Source organism: Variovorax raffinosi (assembly GCF_051216615.1).
GTDB lineage: Bacteria > Pseudomonadota > Gammaproteobacteria > Burkholderiales > Burkholderiaceae_C > Variovorax.
This window is the reverse complement of record NZ_JBPJZR010000016.1, coordinates 109,025-126,871: the sequence shown is the minus strand read 5'-3', so window position 1 is coordinate 126,871 and position 17,847 is coordinate 109,025. Positions and strand designations below refer to the sequence as shown.

The window sequence follows — 17,847 nt, the reverse complement described above, 5'->3', positions numbered from 1 at the left end:
TTGCTCACCCGCATCGATCAATCTCCGAGCACCCACTGCGTCGAATTCTCTCGACGGGCGCACAACCACTTGTACGGATCAGAAGAGTAAACTGAGACAACACCCGTTCCGACGGGATGAATCCTTCGTGAGAACCATGACAACAAGCAAAAATCTCGAAACAGCAAGCCAGGACGAAACGATGCCGAAGAGGGCATCCGGTAGTCCGTTGTACATGCAAGTCCTGGAGACCTTGAGACGCAACATCCTCGACGGCGTTTTCGAAGTGGGCGGCACCTTGCCCACCGAAGCAGAGCTCAGCACGACGTTCGGGGTCAGCCGACACACGATCCGGGAAGCCCTGCGCCAACTGCGTGCGGACGGTCTTGTCACCTCACGGCAGGGCTCGGGGTCCACTGTCGCAAGCAGCGCATCTCCCGAAGCCTTCGTGCATGAGGTTGACGCGATTTCCGACCTCATCCAGTACGCGGCCTCAATGACCTTTCGCGTCGATGGCACTGAAGTCGTTGAAGCCGAGGGCGAACTCGCCGCAAGCCTGCAAACGCCTCCTGGAACAAAGTGGCTGCGCATCGAGGGCGTACGGCACGCCACCCTGGATGAGCATCTGGTGTGTGCCACGACAGTCTACGTTCCAATGGAATATGCGACGGTGAACCGGCTGGTGGGCCGCACCACCACGGCCATCTATGAGTTGATCGAGGGGTTGTTTGGCGTTCGCATCGTCGAGGTCGAGCAAACCGTTCGTGCGCGCACCATTCCCCAGGCGTTCGCGGCAGCACTTGAGGTCGACCCGGATAGCACGGTCATTGAAGTCGTTCGCATCTACCGCCTTCAGTCCGGCAAGATCGCCGAGGTCGCAGTGAACCTCTACCGCCCCGAACGCTTCAAGCTTTCCATGAAGCTGAGAAAGCGCGGCTAGGCGTCGGCGCTCACTTTGCCGATCCCATCCGCGCCTTTTATCTGCTCGGCGGCGCACCCACGCCGCCCGCGAGCGGTTGCGGCTAGACAATCGATTCGTCGGCAGACAGCAGCGACGGCGTGATCAACCGACGCGTAAACAGGAGCCGCTCCAGCAGCGTGTCCTTGTGCGACTGCATCTGGCGAAGCTTCTGCAGATCCTGCTCCAGCCGTGCCGGATCAGACGAGTGATAGATCAGCCGCTTGTTCTCACTCGCCTGCGGGGATGCGATCTCGACGAAGACCTTGCGACGGGCCTCGGAGTACTTGTCCAGAACGTCCGCCCCGACTGCGCCGCTCATCACGGCACCCAAGGCCTCATACAAGACGAAGGTGTCGAACAGCCCGGAGGTCAAGCCCAAGCCGCCTGTCGGGTTGGTTGCGTGCGCTGCATCTCCTGCCAGCAACACACGGCCGACGCGATAGCGTGGCGCCGAGCGTTGATGCATCCGATAGGGCGAGTGCTGGACAAGTTCGTAGTCCTTCGCCCCAGGAAGCAGCACACGCATCACCTCCGGCATGCGCTCCAACACCGATTCTTCCGGCAGGTCGGCGCCTTCACAGTAGGTGCATCGCCACAGGCCCGTGTCATCGATCTTCGCGATGATGGCGCCATAGACGTCGTCGATCAGCAGCGTGGATCGCGCATAGCCATGCTGCTCGAAGTCGTAGCGAATGTTCGTCGCCACAAAGCGCTCCGGCCATGTGGTGCCCTCAAAAGGCAGATCCAGAAGCGTTCGCACCGCACTCCGGGCGCCGTCGGCACCAATCAACCACGCACCCCGAAAACTGACGGCAGAGCCGGCCGTCTCGGCATGGACCGTGACGCCTGCGTCGTCCTGCTCCAGTCCCGAAACTGTCGTGTTCCAATGGATCTTGAAGTTCGGCATGGCCTGCAACCTAGCCAACACAATTTCGGCCAGCTTGTTCTGTCCAAGGTGCAGGTTGTAAGGATGCGCGGTGTAGTCCGCGAGGGGCTCCAGACTCCACTCGATTCGTTCGCGCGTCTTGTGCACGAGGTAACAGTAGTCCTGCTTCCTGAAGCCGATCTGCTCGGCCTCCTCGAGCACACCCAGGCGCTCGAGGCCGTTCAGCACAGACCAGTGATAAACCATCGCCCTCGGCGAAGCCGCGATCGCCGGCCCAGCCTCCAGGAGCTCAACCTGAATTCCCTGCTTTGCCAGGCCCAGCGCATTCAGCAGGCCAACAGGCCCTGCGCCCACGACTAGTACTCGATCTCTGTCCACTGTCATCTCCAGAAGAATATGGCCGATCGACTCTCGGCCCTTGCCACACCATCAACGCTACCAAGCCCCAATGCGATCCAGAAACTCCGGTGCATCGGAGCCCTTCTCTCAGCCCTCAATCGCGAAACCGCGCTTGGGCACCAGAACCGTTCGTTCAAAACTGATGACAGGCGTGCCATCTGCCTTCATGCCGACGGTCTTTACCGTCACGATGCCCTGGGTTGGGCGAGATGCTGATTCCCGTTTCGAAAGCACGGTCGACTCCGCGTGGAGAGTGTCTCCGACGAAGACAGATGCGACGAGCTTGATATCGTTCCAGCCCAGGTTGCCAATCGCCTTCTGACTGACATCGCTGACACTCATAGCCATAGGCACCATGGACTTGCATCGACTCGATGCTGTTCTCAAGCGCCGCTTCGGAGGAGAAGTACTTGGCCATGCCTGCTTCCATGTCGCATCGCTCGCCGCGGTCGAAGGAGGCCGCAGCATCCAGCGTCAGCAGCCGCACTGCCCGCGCTCGGGTTGCCATCTCACCCAGCTTCAGTGCGATCGCCTGGTGCTCGTGAATCGCCTTGCCAAAGGTCTTCCACTGCTGCGCATATTCCGTTGCCAAGCGAAGCGCGCCTTCCGCGATGCCAACACCGCGCGAGGCAACGTTGATGCGACCAAGCTCGAGACCACCCGTTGCCTGATAGAAGCCCTGCCCCTCGATGCCGCCGATCAGATGCTCGACGCCAAGACGGTAGTCCTCCGCCACGAGCTCGCCGAAGTCTATGGCCTTGTAGCCCAGCTTTTCCAGCTTACGGGTGGACTTGAAGCCTTCACCCTTGGGCGCGATGAACAGGCTCATGCCCTTGTGGCGGGGATCGGCCCGAGGATTGGTCTTGACCAGCAGCGCAAAGCACGAGCCGTGCACGGAGTTCGTGATCCAAGTTTTCGTGTCATTGATGACGAACTCGTCGCCTTCACGACGGGCCGTCATGCGGATGCCCTGCAGGTCCGTGCCGGCATCCGGTTCGGTGAGAGCCAGACCGCCACGAATTTCGCCCGAAGCGAGCTTGGGCAGCCAGTGCTGCTTCTGCGCTTCGGTGCCGAACTTCTCGATCGCCAATGCCAGCATCAGATGCGAGTTGAAGATGCCGGTGATCGCCATCCAGTACGACGAGATCCGCATCACGATCTTCGCGTAAGTGCTTGCGGGCAGACCGAGCCCACCGTACTCCTGGCTCACCGTGGCCCCGAAGAGGCCCAGCTCCTTCATCTCCTCGACGATCCTTTCCGGCCAGACATCTGCGTGGTCGAACTCCTTCGCAGCAGGCGCCACCGAACGCTCGATCCAGCGATCGATTGCATCCAGCAGTTCAGCTTCTTCCGTGGGAGTCGGGTGGGTCATGGGTTCAAAGATGTCAAAGAAGGCAGCAGCATCGAGAACCATCTCTCGGTCTCTACCTGCCTTTGTCGATATTTTGTACGTACATCTTCTCAATGTCCACCTAAACAACCACGGAATTACCCTATTTTTGAAAGAGACTGGTCCATCAAGCCGTCGACAAGTTGTACGTAGTACTATTCACGCCGTATGACTGAATCCACGGCATCAGAATTGACTTGGGATCGCGCCTGGCGCCGCCGCGCCGCTCACGCCGGCGGATGCAACCCACAAGTCGTCACCGGCCCATGTGTTGACTGGGATGCGCCGACCGTTGGACTTTTCCCGCGACATATGGCGCTGCCAAGATGAGCGCGCCAACAGTCGTTACCGCCGAAGACCTGGACCTGACTCGATGGATACGAGCCGGCGACACCGTGTGGTGCGGGCAAGGCGTCGCTGAGCCTTTGACGCTGACCCGCGCTCTGGTGAGCCAGGCCTGGCGCATCGGCCCCTCGAGCGCAGTTCTGGGCATGCTCAACAGCACAACCTTTGAGGATGCTGACCCGCAATTCCTGCGCCTGCAGGGCTACGGAGGAATCGGAAACGCGAGAGGCCTGGTGGATCGCGGCCGACTGGACGTCATTCCAGCTCACTACTCGCAACTTGCACCCCTGGTCGACGCCGGCATCCTGCGCTGCGATGTGGTGCTCCTGCAGCTCTCGCCAGCAGGCCCAAATGGGGCATACAGCCTTGGGGTGGCACACGATCACCTGGCGCTGCTGGCCAGTCGCGCGAGAGTCGTCATTGCCGAAATCAACGACCAGATGCCCTGGACGTTCGGGAGTGAAGCTGCGATGTCCCGCATTCCGCTCACGGCCATCGTCAGAACGTCACGCGGCCTCCCGACGGTGAGCAGCGCGCCTGTTGGCCACATCGAAAGAGAGATCGCCAGGCATGCCGCAGGTTTCATCGGCGATCGTGCGGTTGTCCAGCCCGGCGTCGGCAACGTCCCCAACGCCATTCTTGAGAGGCTCCGTGATCGCAAGGACCTCGGCATACACGCCGGCTTGATTGGCGATGCCGTTCTCGAGCTGATGCAGGCCGGCGCCGTCACCAATGCGTTCAAGGAGATCGACATCGGGCGGACCACAACGGGCCTCGCAGCAGGAAGCGCTGAGCTTTACAGGCAGATTCACATGAACGACCGGTTCGTGCTGCGCGACCCGTCTCACACACACAAGCACTGCGCCCTTGCCCGCCTCTCGCGACTGCATGCCGTCAACTCGGCCGTGGAAGTCGATCTCACCGGCCAGATCAACGCCGAAGTGGCGGCGTCCTCCTACGTAGGAGCTGTTGGAGGTCAGGTCGACTTCGCGCGAGCCGCGCTGGCATCAGCGGGCGGGCGATCTATCATCGCGCTGGGGTCGCGCACGCGAACCGGGCGCAGCCGGATCGTTGTTCGACTGACCGACTCGGCCGTCACGACACCGAGAAGCGATGCCGATGTCATCGTCACCGAATGGGGCGCGGCGCAGTTGCGCGGTCAGCCGATTCGCGCGCGGATGCAACGCATGATCGATATCGCCCATCCCGATGACCGCGAACGCCTGGCGCAGGAAGCTCAGTTGTAGCGCCATACCCCCCTCCCTACTCCTTGTCATTCCAAGCTGTCGTCTCATGCCCCTCTCCCAACCCGCCTCGCTCTCCGCCGTCCGCTGTCTTCTTTTCGTTCCGGGCCATCGCCCCGATCGCTATCCAAAGGCCGTGGCCTCAGGCGCCGATGCGATCTGTATCGACTTGGAGGACGCCGTTGCGCCCGCACTCAAGGACGAGGCTCGCAACTCAGCGCTTGAGTTCATAGCGAACCGCTCTGCCACGAGCCCCTTTGTGTATCTGCGCATCAACGGACTTCGCACTGCCGCAGGCCTGCGCGATCTGCTGACGCTGGCCACCTGCAGCAGGCTTCCCGATGCCGTGCTCCTGCCTAAGACTCAAGGGGTCGACGAGATCCGGCTTGCAAACGAAGTCGTCAATGAAGTGCGCGCGGGTCGCTCCGCTTCGTGGATTCCGCTGTTTGAAAGCGCAATCGGCATGGCTCAAGCCGGTGCAATCGCGCAAGCCGCACCAGGCGTCGGCGCCCTCATGTTCGGCGGAGCCGACTACAGCGCGGACGTCGGCGCGTCCTTCGAGTGGGAACCGCTGTTGTTGGCACGTCAGCAGCTTGTTCAGGCGGCGGCAACTTCACAGTGCCCGGCCATTGACGTGCCTTACCTCGACATCAACGACTCGGACGGCCTGTCGCGCGAATCCCGCCGCGCAGCCGCTCTCGGATTCAGTTGCAAGGCCGCCATCCATCCCGCTCAGGTGAGTGTTATCCAGGCAGCATTCACGCCGACGGCCGAGCAAGTGGAGCGCGCGTCCCGCATTGTTCAGGCGGCCGCGAAGTCCGATGGCGGAGCGCTGTCTCTTGACGGGACCATGATCGACGCACCGGTGATCGCTTTGGCCCACCGTCTGCTGCTTCGCGCTCGGCAAGCGGCCGCGTAGCGCGCAAAAACTGCAGCCCTGTCCAAGGCCCCGCCGCGCTGCAGCGCGGGGCTTTGGACAGTTGCCGCAGTGGGCTTGCCTCCAGCCAACTAGCTGTTGGCTAGACTCTTTTGAACCAGCCAGCCGTGCAATGCCGCGGCGACCTCATCGCTGTTCTTCTCCAGCATCATTGCATGCCCGTTTCCACGCAGGCCAACCCACTCCAACCGGAGATGCTCGGCCTGCGCGCCTGCCTGCAACAGAAAGTCGACGGCGCCGTGGTTGTCGTGGGCCATCCACGACGCTTCGCCCGTAACCACCACGATAGGAAAGCCGCCCAGATTCGGCAGGCGGCGTGGAGGATCGGCCTGCACCTCACATGCGCGCAGGTCTGAGTCCCCCTGCTCGCGAAGCACGCGCTTCAGCTCAGACGCGCTCTGTGCCGGCGGGTCATAGGTCACCGGTGCGGCCGTCAGCCCCCATTTCAGATCGGTGAATCCACGCTTCACGAATGGCGGGCCAATGGGCTCGATGGCCACGATGCCCCGAATGAGCAATGGCCGCGCATCCGCGATCATCCATCCCGATGGGCCGCCGGCAGAGTGCGTCATGAGAATCGCGGGCCCAATGGCATCCAGCAGTTCAGCACCGCTTCGCCCCATCTCGCGATGGCTGCGTTCAGCGTCCATCATCGCGGGCCCGCCGCTGCACATGAACTGATCCAGCGATGGATCGCCGATGCGGCCGGTGCCGGGCCACTGCGTATGCAGATTCGCGCGTGGCCACCCGTTTGAATCCTTGGGCGCGCTGAAGTGGCTCTCGATGAACTCGTACGGCATCGGGTGCGTCATCGGCCCAAGCAGGTCTGGGTGATACGGTGCGCGTCCGTGGCCGTGCCGATCAACGAGGTACACCGCATAGCCTTGCGAGAGAAACCACCACACCCAGCCCGGTCGGCCATCGGGCGTCATCAGATAGTCCAGACCTTGCCCACCGCCGCCGTGGATCATGACGATCGGCCATGGCTGCGTCAGACGAGCGGGGATGCGGTACTCCACATAGATCTGCCCGTTGACCATCGTGCCTTGCGGCGTCTCGGTGCGGTAGGCGCCTACCCAGATGCCCCCCTCTGCAGCAATTTCAATGGGCCGCGTGGCAGCAGCCAGCAGGTCTTGAGGTTTGAGCGATCGAGTCATGGTGGAAGAAGGCGGCTTGCAATCAGCCTGTAGCATAGAAATAAATGGGTTCTGGCGACTGTGCGTCTCAATCGCAAGGGCCTTTGCCAGAAGCTGCGATCTACCGACTAGGCCTGAAGCCGTGACCAGGCCTGATTCAGCGCGATGCGCTCAAAGCGCTCGATCAGAGCTTGCGCGAAAACCTGAACTTTCGCCGGCTGATGCCGTCGGCTCTGATAGGCGAGATTGATGGTCAGCATCGGCAGGTTCCAGGCCGGCAGAACAGGTACAAGCCGGCCCGCGACGATATCCTCAAGAATGATGTACAGCGGCTGAACCAGTATTCCATGCCCCAGCCTTGCAGCGGTAAGCAGAATCTGCCCATCGTTCGCGTCCAGCACGCTTTCAACGTTTACGCAGACCTTCTCCTCCCCCTTGGAGAAGTGCAGTGCGCGTGGGTCCCTGGACAGCGTATATATCAGAAGATCATGCTTCTTCAACTCCTCCGGATGTCGGGGCACACCACGTCTTGAAAGATAACCAGGAGAAGCCGCCAGCACACGTGGTGTGTCTGCTATCGGGCGCACAGTGATACTGGAGTCGGGCTCGACCTCCCGGGTTCTCACCGCCACATCGATGCCGCTCTCTATGAAGTCGGCATAGCGATTCGCCGCCACGATTTCCACCTGAAGCTTCGGATACTTCTGGCGAAGCATCGGAAGAACAGGCGCGATGTGATTGACGGCGAAGGACAGGGCACTTGTGATGCGCAGCAGACCGATCGGTTCACGGGCCGACGATCGAATCGATTCCTCCGCGTCGCGTACTTCCTCAAGAACGTGGGTGCAGCGCTGGAGAAAGGAATTTCCGGCCTCCGTCAACCAAAGTCGTCGCGTCGTCCGCTCCACAAGTCGTACGCCGAGTCTCTCCTCCAGGTCCACGAGACTTCGGCTTGCTGCGCCATTGGACACGCCGAGTCGTTCTGCCGCTTTTGACAAGCTGCCCAAAGCGGCAATCTCCGCAAACAACTCGAACTGAAACCACCTATCCATGGAACGCAATCCCTCTCACCGCGAACGCCTGAGGAGCCCTGTCACTAATGGATGACCTCGGTCGCCTTCTTTTTGCCCAAACGCGTCCAGAAGCGCCCGCAGCCTCGCAGCAGGTTCGCAAGCCCTTGGGGAAAGAGGTGCATCGCAACGATGAGCATCACGCCGTACACCGCCCACGGCGCAGACTTCGAGATCTGCTCCGAAATGTTCGGGATGAACTGAATGAAGATGGCCCCGAGGATTGCGCCAGGCACGGTTGCGATGCCGCCCACCACGCTGCCCACGAGAAAGCTGATCGACAGATAGACGGTAAAGGTGTCGGGCGCCAGGAACTGAGTGGCGATCGCCCCCAAGGCTCCGCCAATGCCGGCGAACGCGGCGCTGATGCCGAAAGCCACAGACTTGTACATGGCGACATTAACGCCCATCGCAGTAGCAGCCACAGGCTGGTCGCGAATGGCAATCAGCGCTCGTCCAACTCGCCCGTTCAGCAGGTTGATGCCCAGCCAGAACATCACGACTGTCACGGCCAGTGCGAAGACGAACAACCATTGATCCTCGTTCAGGGGCAGTCCGAACGGCACGTGAGGCTTGTCGAGTGCGAGACCCTGAACGCCACCGGTCCACGGCTCAAAGACTCGGTGCTTGAGGATCTGCGGCGTGCTCACGGCCAGCGCGAACGTGGCGAGTGCCAGGTAGAGCCCTTCCAATCGAAGTGCGGGGAGGCCAAACAGAAAGCCCACGACGAGACACACGACGCCCGCCAGAACAACTGCCAGCCAGTAGGGCGTTTGCCATTCGTTGATCATGATCGCGACCGCATAGGCGCCAACAGCGTAGAACGCGCCGTGGCCCAGCGAGATCTGGCCGTTGTATCCCGTCAGCAAGTTGAGGCCGAAAAGCGCGTTGGCGTATGCCAGAACCATCGTCAGCTGAAACAGCCTGTAGTTCGGAAGCGTGTACAGGCCTACTGCCAGTACCGCCAGTACGCATGCGGTCAGGGTCAGCCACTTGCGGGTTCGAGATACGGCTTGCTCTGCGCTGTTCAGCATGGGGACTTTGGATGCGTATGAAGAATTGGTCATAGGTGCCTCTCTCTCTCAGACGCGCGCGACCGAGCGGCGGCCGAAGATCCCTGCGGGTTTGATCATGAGCACTCCGATGATCAGCACCAGCGCAATCGTCAGTCGCAGTTCCGTGCCGATCACATACGCGCCGGCAAGAACCTCCACGATGCCAACTAGCAAGCCACCGCAGACAGCACCCCAGGGGTTCTCGATGCCGCCAAGCAGTGCGCCCGCGAACGCGTAGAGCAGCACGCCCGCCATCATGTTGGGCTCAAGATAGACCGCCGGCGCCATCATCATTCCGGCAACTGCGCCGATTGCGGCGGCCAATCCCCAACCAAGCGTTAGCATCCAGCCCACGCGAATGCCAACCAGGCGACTCGATGCAGGATTTAGCGCGGCGGCACGCAGAGATAGCCCAAGAGGCGTGAATCGCAGGAATGCATAGAGCGCGAGAAGGATGGTCATAGAGACCAATGCCGCGCCAAGTTGATGGCTCGAGATGAAGCGGTTCGCCGGGATCAGTCCTTCAAAGGGCGAAGCGAACTGCTTGACGTCATGCCCCCAGATCAACCCGATCGAGCTGTTGAAGATCACCATGATGCCGATGAAAACCACAACGACCGCCAGCATGGACTTGTCGCCCATGGGCCGAATGACAACCCGCTCGATAGTCGCGCCAAGAACGAAGGAGCCCGCTACCGTGATCACGAACGCCGCCCAGTACGGGACACCTGCGGCCATCAGCGACCACGCAACGTAAGTGCTGAACGTCGCCATTTCGCCCTGAGCAAAGTTGATGAGACGTGTGGCCTGGTAGATCATGACCAGGGCCAGCGCCACGCTGGCGTAGATGCACCCGTTTGCGATTCCAGAGACGATCTGGAGCCAGAAAACGTCGAATGAATTGATTGAACTTTCCATTTATTCTTCTCAATGTCCAAGGTACGAACGTTGGATGGCTTCATCCGAACGAAGCACGTCACTGGGTCCATGCGCGGCAATTTCGCCCGACTCGAGGAGGTAGCCGTATTGGCCAACCTCAAGAGCGATCTTTGCGTTCTGCTCCACCAGCAGCACGCTCACCCCGCGCTCTTTGCAAATGCGGCGGATGATCTCGTAGATCTCGTTCACGACGAGCGGCGCCAGCCCGAATGACGGCTCGTCAAGCAGCATGAGCGTGGGGCGCAGCATCAGTGCACGGCCGATCGCCAGCATCTGTTGCTCGCCGCCGGACAGCGTCCCGGCTTGTTGTCCGAGCCGCTCCTTGAGCCTGGGAAAGTACTGGAGCACGTCCTCCATATCGCGTTCCGCCATCGCCTTGTCGCGCCTCGTTATGCTGCCGAGGCGAAGGTTCTCCAGAACGGAGAGTTCCTTGAAGGTTCCTCGGCCATCGGGCACATGAGCGACGCCTCTGCGGGCGACATCCTCCGTCGAGCGCCCCGTCAGGTCGACGCCATCCAGCACGACCGTTCCCTGTCGGCGAACCATCGAGCAGATCGCGCGGAGGGTCGTCGTCTTGCCCGCACCATTGGCGCCAAGTAGGACGGTGACCGTGCCCTGATCAACGCGCAGGCTCAGGTCATGCAGGACCTTCGACTGACCGTACCAAGCCGAAAGTGCACTCACTTTAAGCAGGTGTGACATGACTTTCCACTCCAAGATACGCTTCAATGACGGCGCGGTCTTCGCGCACCTGGGCCGGTGCGCCCTCCGCGATCTTTTCGCCAAAGTTGAGTACGACGATGTGATCCGAAACGCGCATCAGTAGGCTCATGTGGTGCTCAACGAGAAGCACGGTGATGCCCATGCGCTCGGACACATCGCGAATGCTGTCCCCCAGCGCCTGGAGTTCTTCGTGGTTGAGACCCACGGCGGGTTCATCGAGCAGGAGCAACTGGGGCTTGCTGGCCAGCGCCCGCGCGAACTCCACGCGCTTCTTGAGCCCGAATGGCAGATCAGCGACCACACGGTCGGCATAGGCGCGAAGACCTACGAAGTCACAGAACTCAAGCGCCTGCTGTCGAGTGAGCTGTTCTTCCTTTCTCGCGCCCGGCAGACGAATCGCACTGGCGAGGAAACCAGCATGCGTGCGGCAGTGACTTCCCAACATGACGTTCTCGACAACCGTCAACGTTTCGAACAGAGCCAGGTTCTGAAAGGTGCGCCCGATGCCCAGCTTCGCCACCTCGTGCGGCGGAATCCGCGTCAGCTCACGGCCCTCGTAGAGGATGCTGCCCTCGGTCGGGGAGTACAGCCGCGATAGGCAGTTGAACAGCGTTGTCTTGCCCGCGCCATTGGGGCCAATCAAGCCGACGACCTTTCCCCTCTCGATATCAAAGCTGACATTCCGAAGGGCGTGGATCCCACCGAAACGCACAGATATGCCTCGTACCTGGACGAGCGCGGAGGAAGTCATTGAAGCTCCAGTCATGGCCATGGCTTCACTTGCGCGAGGCTGCCATTGACGGTGCGACCTCGATCACGTCGGAAAAGACAGCCCATTTCTTGCCATCAAATCGCGCCAGCCGAAGTTTGCTGAACCCAGCGTAGTTTTCCGCTGTGTAGTTGAGGGTCACGCCAGGCAGCATTACGGGGAGCTGGACATCCTTGAGCGAGGTCGCTTGTTTAAGAATGTTCGCCCGCGTGAGGTCATCTCCGGCATTCTTCAGGATGACTGCAGCCAACTGCGCGGTGGCGTATCCAGACAGCGTGTAGTAGTCATTCGGATTTTGGTCTGACCACCTCTTGATTACCGAAACGTACTCCATCATTCCAGGGTCGGTGTCCCAAGCGGGATCGCCCAACGACTTGAACGTCGCAATCGAGAGTAGACCGGTCGAGTTTTCCAGCCCCGCCGGCTCGAGCACCGTCGCGATCGATGTCGTGGTGCTGGCGAGGAACTGAGTGGGCTTCCAACCAACTTCTCTTGCTTTCCGAATGGCTTGCGCGGCGAACTTGGCCGTGGTCACATTCACGAAGGTATCAGCACCCGAACCGGCAAGCGCCAGCACCTGGGAGTCGACCGACGGATCGGTCACCTCGTAGCTGGCCTCCTTCACGATCATCTTGTCAGCAAGATCTCCGAGACCAAGCTTGAGGCCGCGCAGAAAGTCCTTGCCGAAATCGTCGTTCTGATACAGCACGGCAATCCGGGCCCCTGGCTTCGTTTCGAGGATGTACCTTGCGTAGACCGATGCCTCGACGTCGAATTGCGGATAGAAGGACGTGGTCCACGGAAATTCCTTCGGGTTGTTCCACTTGGCCGCTCCAGAGCCCACGAGAAGTTGGGGCACGCGTTTCTGATTCAGATAGCGTTGCACCGCAGACTGCGATGCCGTACCCACCGATCCCATCATGGCCAGCACGCCCTGTTGCTCAACCAGTTGACGAGTGGTTTCTGCCGCTTTCGGCGGGCTGTATCCGTCATCCAACGATACAAAATTGATCTTTCGCCCGTTGATTCCACCCTTGTCGTTCAGCGCCTTCCAGAAGGCCACCTGTCCTCGCCCTAGCCCACTCACCGCCGACGCTGGTCCGCTGTAGGGAGAGGTCTGCCCGATCTTGATCTCCGTATCGCTTGCTCCGGTGTCATAGCGCATCTGCGCCCATGCAGAACCGATCAGCAAGCCCACGACTGTCACGCAAAGAATCTTCTTCATCACACCACCGTTATCTGAGTTCGCCAATTTTGTACGTACAACAATAAACCACTCATAGGTGTTTACTCTATGACCCATCTGATGTTGTCCGTATGTTTAGTTCGACACCAGCATCGTTGGCGATGGAAAAGATGCGCCGTCAGGGCGTGCACCGTCGCTCTCAACCCATCGCGATCCGTAGCCGGCGTGCCTGCCCCGAGCCCGACAAACGCGCAGTCAAACCAGAAGCCAGGTGAACAGGCCGCCTGCCGCAAGCTGGCGACACCCAGCAGGTCTCGGCGTCGACCAAGCGCCCGCGCCTAGCGACCGATACCCTTCTCCGACCCGGTCAAGCAAAACATCAAGCTGGGTGCGTCGGCCTCGTCGATGAGACGGACAAGAAATGGACCCGATGCCGAATCAACGCGTGGCATCAGAAGTCACGCCCGCAACAGCCCTGTACGTAACGACCATGGCAGGGCGCCCTGGTATCGCTTTGCCCTACGCGGAAGCAGCAGCCTTGTGCATTGATGAACAGGCCGCAAGCCAGGCACTGCGCCGCATCGCCCCAGACGAGCACATCGGCGACGGCTTCGACACCGAAACTTTGCTTACAACTCCGGCGGCAGCGGAAGACCGTGTAGGCCACAGGCCGCCATGACCGTGTTGCGAAGCAGGCATGCGATGGTCATCGGCCCAACGCCGCCTGGCACGGGGGTGATCGCACCCGCAAGCTCTACCGCTTCATCGAATGCCACGTCGCCGGTCAAGGTCGAAGACCCGTCCGCCCGCGTGACGCGATTGATCCCGACATCAACAACACATGCGCCCGGCTTCAGCCATGAGCCGCGAACCAGTTCCGGATAGCCGACCGCGGCAACGACGATGTCCGCCTGCGAAACCAGTTCCGGGAGGTTCTTGCTGCGCGAATGTGCGATCGTCACCGTGCAGTCTTCCGCCAGCAGAAGCTGAGCCAACGGCTTGCCGACGATATTTGAACGACCGACGACTATGGCGTGAAGCCCAGCCATTGAGCCCAGCGCCTCGCGCAGGAGCCTGATCACGGCCCCCGGGGTGCATGGAATCATGCGAGGCACATCCATGCGAGAGGTGGCCGATGTTCGTGGGATGAAATCCATCCACGTCCTTGAATGGAGCCACCGCCTCGAGGACGACGCGTGAATCGACATGGGGCGGCAGCGGGAGTTGCACCAGAATTCCGTGCACCACCGCGTCGGCATTGAGCTCGGCCACTGTGCGAAGAATCTCTTCCTGACTCGTGTTGGCCGGCAGGCGTATTTCGAAAGAAGCCAGACCCACTTCGTGGGCCTTTCGGGCCTTGTTCCGAACATAGATTTCACTGGCCGGATCATTTCCGACGAGCACGACAGCAAGACCTGGCGTCAGGCCCTCCTGCTCAACAAGCCGACCGACAACGCTTTTGATGTCTGCGCGCAACCTCGCCGCGTGGGCGAGGCCATCGATGATCCTTGCCATCATCGGGCGGCAGGCACAGTACCGGCCAACGATGTCAGGTCAACCTTTCGCTTGTCGGTCTTGAATGGCGCAGGCGCAACGGTTGCGCGAATGGTCTTGGGGGCGCCGCCCGCACCACCATAGATGATGCTTACCTCGGTCCCAGGATCTGACAGCTCAGGATCCACCGTGCACAGCGAGATCATTTTTCGGAAGTGATAGCTGTAGCAGCGCGACGTGGTTGCGCCGACCAGTCGACCTTGGTGCTCGACTCGATCAGACTCCATGCCGCCCAGAAGACCACGCGGCAGCTCCATGTAGTCATGCGGCGTGCCTTGTCGGAACAGGGATGCGTACACATCGACCACGTCATCGTCGTTCCAGACCAGCGTCACCATCCTGCGATGCCCAAGCTCCAACTCCCGAGCGAGCGCTTCTCGGCCAACGAACCCATGGTCGAACTTGATGCTCTTCCCCCACCCAAGCTCTGCGGGACTGCGGTAGTAGGCGCTGATGTCGCCAGTCCAACAACTGCCCAATGGCCGAATGATGTTGAAGATGCTCGGCGCCTTCGCACACAGGAAATCGTGGAACCCCTTCTCGCGCTCGCCAAACAGGGCGGGAATGTAGTCAACCGTCGGCGTCGGAAAACATGCTTCGACATGGTTGACCATCTTGACCCGCCCGCCCAGGCGCTTGATTCCGTAGGCCGCGCCAACATCAAGGATTGCCTGATAGATCTGAACGGCATCTTCCATTCGCCCATGAAGTTCATACCCGACCTCGCCCGACATGCCCTGACGCAGCGCAAGCAGACTCATTCCCTCAATGGAAGTAGGGCGAAATCGCATGAAGCCAATGTCCCGCAGACTTTCTCCCGTCACTGCCTCCATCACGGCGATCGCATTCGGCCCCTGCACCTGCAGGATGAAGCGATCCGGGCCTTCGGAGCCAAAGGAAGCGTCATATGCCCCCTTCTCGAACATGTACTGAGCCCACAAAACACCTGGGCCGCTCGTGAACATGTACTCCTGCTCTGCCAGCTTCATGAGCACGCCTTCGCCCATGACTTTGCCGTCTTCATTGCAGAAGACCGCATGCTTCGCTTGCCCGACTTCAAATTTCGCAAAGCTGTTGATGGCAATGTCCGAGAAGAAGCGCAGAGCGTCCGGCCCTTTGACAATCAGCTTCCCAAGCGGAGACCAGTCGCCGATGTAGCATGTCGTCTTCCACGACATACTTTCGTCGACCCAGTTCGTGTATTCAGAAGGTTCGAATGAAGCGCCGAAGCGCGTGTAGTTGACGGTCTCGTTCCGAACGGGAACCGCAGTTGCGTGAGGCAGGCGATGGGAATCGGGTGGGGCAAACATCTTTATCTCCTTCAACGAAATACGACCGTCTTGCTGCCGTTGAGCAAGATCCGGCGTTCAGCATGCCAGCGCACTGCACGGGCAAGCACGACGCTCTCGACATCCCTACCGATGTTCGTCAGATCCTCCACCGTCATGGCGTGATCGGCGCGCTCGACGTCCTGCTCAATGATCGGGCCCTCATCCAGATCGCCGGTCACGTAGTGCGCGGTGGCGCCGATCAGCTTGACCCCGCGATCACGTGCCTGCTGATATGGGCGGGCACCCTTGAAGCTGGGCAGGAAGGAGTGGTGGATGTTGATCGCGCGCCCCGACATTCTTCGGCACAGTTCATCCGACAGGATTTGCATGTAACGGGCAAGGATCAGAAGCTGGGCCTCTTCCTGCTCGAAGATGCGCATCAGCTCCGATTCGGCAGACTCCTTTGTTTCAGGCCTGACGGGAATGTAGTGGAATGGAATCCCGTAGTTCGAAGCCAGGTCCTCGAAAGCTCGATGGTTCGAAACGATCGCGCGAATGTTGATCGGGAGCAGGCCTGACCGATACCGGAACAACAGATCGTTCAGGCAGTGCCCCAACTGGGAGACCATGATGATTGCCGGCATTCGATCCGTTTCCGGTGCGAAGTTTGCCGTCATCGAAAACTCTTTGCCTACGGCCTCAAAACGCTTGGAAATCTTATTGGGATCGCGATGATCGGTATCCAAAAGCTCGAACTTGATGCGCGAGAAGAAGAGCCCTGTCGACGCATCGTCAAACTGCGCGGCCTCCAATATGGTTGCCCGCTCGTCAAGCAGGAACGCCGTCACGGCGTGGACAATGCCCGGGCGGTCGGGACAGGATAACGTGAGGATGTACTTCATGAGTTCGATGCCGCAATGATTTCCAGAGGATTTGCAAAAAGGGGGCTGTCCAGCTGACCAGGCGATCCGCAGGCTTCGCGGCAGACAGGTCATTTGCATCAAAACGAAGCTGCTGCGTCATCGGAGATCGCTGCCATCCGGAAGCCCGCTGACGCGCGATTGCGGTTGAGCTCACATCCACTGTGGCAACTCGCTTTTGCTCGTTCGCGTTTGCCCAGCTAGATCGCTTTCCTGGGACTGGAATGCCTTGACGGCAAGGCTAATCGCAGAAGATCGACTCATTGATCGCCAAACGAGAAATCACTTTTCCGAGTTGAGGGGCAATGGGGTCGCGGACACTTCATGGCCGGCCGGCACTCTTCTTCCATCCTGCACGTTTTGTGGGGTGCAGCGCATTGCACAGGACGTCGCCTGCGACGCTCTGCCGACCCCCTTGATCCTTCTCGGGCGGCAAAAGGTGAAGCGCTTTCGACTGGTCTCGGGCACCCAACTCCGTGACAAAGTGTTGCCGCGCGCACACCGCCTGAGACTTTGCTCACTTCTACTTCGGCGCGGACACGTGCGCCATGCCACGTGCGTCCTTGCCGCCGTGCAACGCCCGTCCGACGCCACTCGAGCGCGCGTGCAAACAACTCGTCATCGGTGAACTCGCCAAAATCGGGCGCCGGTTGATGATGCCCAAGCGCCTGGTGCCGACAGTCGCTACGGCCCCACAAACCCGAGGCAAGATTCCCACAAAGGCGCCAGATGCTCCTGAAGGTCAGCATGTCACTCGCTACCAGAGGTCACGCCCGCGCGTTTCGCTGATGTAGCTTTGCGGTTCAGCTTATCCGCTAAACCGGGCTTCACTTCGGCGCGAACCGGCTCGCTGGTCAGCCCATTGTCGAAATCGTCGGGGAAGAACTCCTCGACCACGGACCCACCCGCTTCTTCGATTCCTCGAACGCACCCACGGCAAAAACTTGCGTCGCTGCTTCATCCAACGCGCCCTGATCGAAGCCGGAAGCCTGGCGACTCTCGGTTTCTGACCTCGCATTCCATCAGGGACAAGCGGATAAGCAGGCACATCGCCTGACATCAAGGTCCGGATGCATGCCTGCA

Annotated in this window: 15 protein-coding genes and 2 pseudogenes; 3 read left to right on the top strand and 14 right to left on the bottom strand. The window is 60.4% G+C overall.

Translation table 11 applies throughout. The features are described 5' to 3' along the window. Positions 1 to 136 precede the first annotated feature (136 nt). The gene (locus ACSFB7_RS33065) at positions 137 to 919 is read left to right on the top strand and encodes a GntR family transcriptional regulator (RefSeq protein WP_435476563.1); all 783 of its coding nucleotides are present in this window, start codon (positions 137 to 139) and stop codon (positions 917 to 919) included. Positions 920 to 1,001: 82 nt separating this feature from the next. On the opposite strand, the gene ACSFB7_RS33060 is transcribed toward ACSFB7_RS33065, so the two are convergent. The 3 genes and pseudogenes from ACSFB7_RS33060 to ACSFB7_RS33050 form a co-directional block, all read right to left on the bottom strand. Then, positions 1,002 to 2,180, bottom strand: a complete 1,179-nt coding sequence (locus ACSFB7_RS33060) for an FAD-dependent oxidoreductase (RefSeq protein WP_435476562.1) — start codon at positions 2,178 to 2,180, stop codon at positions 1,002 to 1,004. A 132-nt stretch (positions 2,181 to 2,312) separates the two neighbouring features. Next, positions 2,313 to 2,573 (bottom strand): MaoC family dehydratase, encoded by a 261-nt coding sequence (locus tag ACSFB7_RS33055; protein ID WP_435476561.1) that lies wholly within the window; start codon positions 2,571 to 2,573, stop codon positions 2,313 to 2,315. Then, positions 2,566 to 3,597 (bottom strand): annotated as a pseudogene (locus tag ACSFB7_RS33050) (acyl-CoA dehydrogenase family protein); the annotation flags it as partial. The pseudogene ACSFB7_RS33050 and the gene ACSFB7_RS33055, both read right to left, overlap by 8 nt. A 344-nt stretch (positions 3,598 to 3,941) precedes the next feature. On the opposite strand from ACSFB7_RS33050, the gene ACSFB7_RS33045 reads away from it, so the two are divergent. Continuing rightward, entirely contained in the window at positions 3,942 to 5,207 is a 1,266-nt protein-coding gene (locus tag ACSFB7_RS33045; protein ID WP_435476560.1) for an acetyl-CoA hydrolase/transferase family protein, read from the top strand. A gap of 46 nt (positions 5,208 to 5,253) precedes the next feature. Next, on the top strand, positions 5,254 to 6,123 hold the full coding sequence (locus ACSFB7_RS33040; protein ID WP_435476559.1) for an HpcH/HpaI aldolase/citrate lyase family protein: 870 nt from the start codon (positions 5,254 to 5,256) through the stop codon (positions 6,121 to 6,123). 89 nt (positions 6,124 to 6,212) lie between these two features. On the opposite strand, the gene ACSFB7_RS33035 is transcribed toward ACSFB7_RS33040, so the two are convergent. The 11 genes and pseudogenes from ACSFB7_RS33035 to ACSFB7_RS32985 form a co-directional block, all read right to left on the bottom strand. Next, a complete protein-coding gene (locus tag ACSFB7_RS33035; RefSeq protein WP_435476558.1) occupies positions 6,213 to 7,298 on the bottom strand; it encodes an alpha/beta hydrolase in 1,086 nt (361 codons plus the stop codon). Positions 7,299 to 7,405: 107 nt separating this feature from the next. Next, positions 7,406 to 8,329: a LysR family transcriptional regulator gene (locus ACSFB7_RS33030; protein ID WP_435476557.1), complete on the bottom strand. Its 924-nt coding sequence runs from the start codon at positions 8,327 to 8,329 to the stop codon at positions 7,406 to 7,408. Positions 8,330 to 8,373: 44 nt separating this feature from the next. Next, complete coding sequence (locus ACSFB7_RS33025) at positions 8,374 to 9,414, bottom strand: branched-chain amino acid ABC transporter permease (protein WP_435476556.1); 1,041 nt, start codon at positions 9,412 to 9,414, stop codon at positions 8,374 to 8,376. Between the two features lie 15 nt (positions 9,415 to 9,429). Further along, entirely contained in the window at positions 9,430 to 10,320 is an 891-nt protein-coding gene (locus tag ACSFB7_RS33020; RefSeq protein ID WP_435476555.1) for a branched-chain amino acid ABC transporter permease, read from the bottom strand. Positions 10,321 to 10,329: 9 nt separating this feature from the next. Continuing rightward, positions 10,330 to 11,043 carry an ABC transporter ATP-binding protein gene (locus ACSFB7_RS33015; RefSeq protein WP_435476554.1) on the bottom strand — a complete coding sequence of 238 codons (714 nt, stop codon included), beginning with the start codon at positions 11,041 to 11,043 and terminating at the stop codon, positions 10,330 to 10,332. Next, positions 11,027 to 11,815 (bottom strand): ABC transporter ATP-binding protein, encoded by a 789-nt coding sequence (locus ACSFB7_RS33010; RefSeq protein ID WP_435476553.1) that lies wholly within the window; start codon positions 11,813 to 11,815, stop codon positions 11,027 to 11,029. The genes ACSFB7_RS33015 and ACSFB7_RS33010 overlap by 17 nt, the downstream gene beginning before the upstream one ends. A 25-nt stretch (positions 11,816 to 11,840) precedes the next feature. Then, positions 11,841 to 13,058 (bottom strand): ABC transporter substrate-binding protein, encoded by a 1,218-nt coding sequence (locus ACSFB7_RS33005; RefSeq protein ID WP_435476552.1) that lies wholly within the window; start codon positions 13,056 to 13,058, stop codon positions 11,841 to 11,843. 590 nt (positions 13,059 to 13,648) lie between these two features. Further along, positions 13,649 to 14,537: pseudogene (gene folD, locus ACSFB7_RS33000) on the bottom strand (bifunctional methylenetetrahydrofolate dehydrogenase/methenyltetrahydrofolate cyclohydrolase FolD). Beyond that, positions 14,534 to 15,883, bottom strand: coding sequence for a glycine cleavage T C-terminal barrel domain-containing protein (locus ACSFB7_RS32995; protein ID WP_435476551.1), 1,350 nt, complete (start codon positions 15,881 to 15,883; stop codon positions 14,534 to 14,536). Before ACSFB7_RS32995 ends, folD begins: the two are co-directional and overlap by 4 nt. Before the next feature lie 11 nt (positions 15,884 to 15,894). Beyond that, positions 15,895 to 16,746, bottom strand: a complete 852-nt coding sequence (gene purU / locus ACSFB7_RS32990; protein WP_435476550.1) for a formyltetrahydrofolate deformylase — start codon at positions 16,744 to 16,746, stop codon at positions 15,895 to 15,897. A 768-nt stretch (positions 16,747 to 17,514) separates the two neighbouring features. Beyond that, the gene (locus tag ACSFB7_RS32985) at positions 17,515 to 17,661 is read right to left on the bottom strand and encodes a hypothetical protein (RefSeq protein ID WP_435476549.1); all 147 of its coding nucleotides are present in this window, start codon (positions 17,659 to 17,661) and stop codon (positions 17,515 to 17,517) included. Positions 17,662 to 17,847 lie beyond the last annotated feature (186 nt).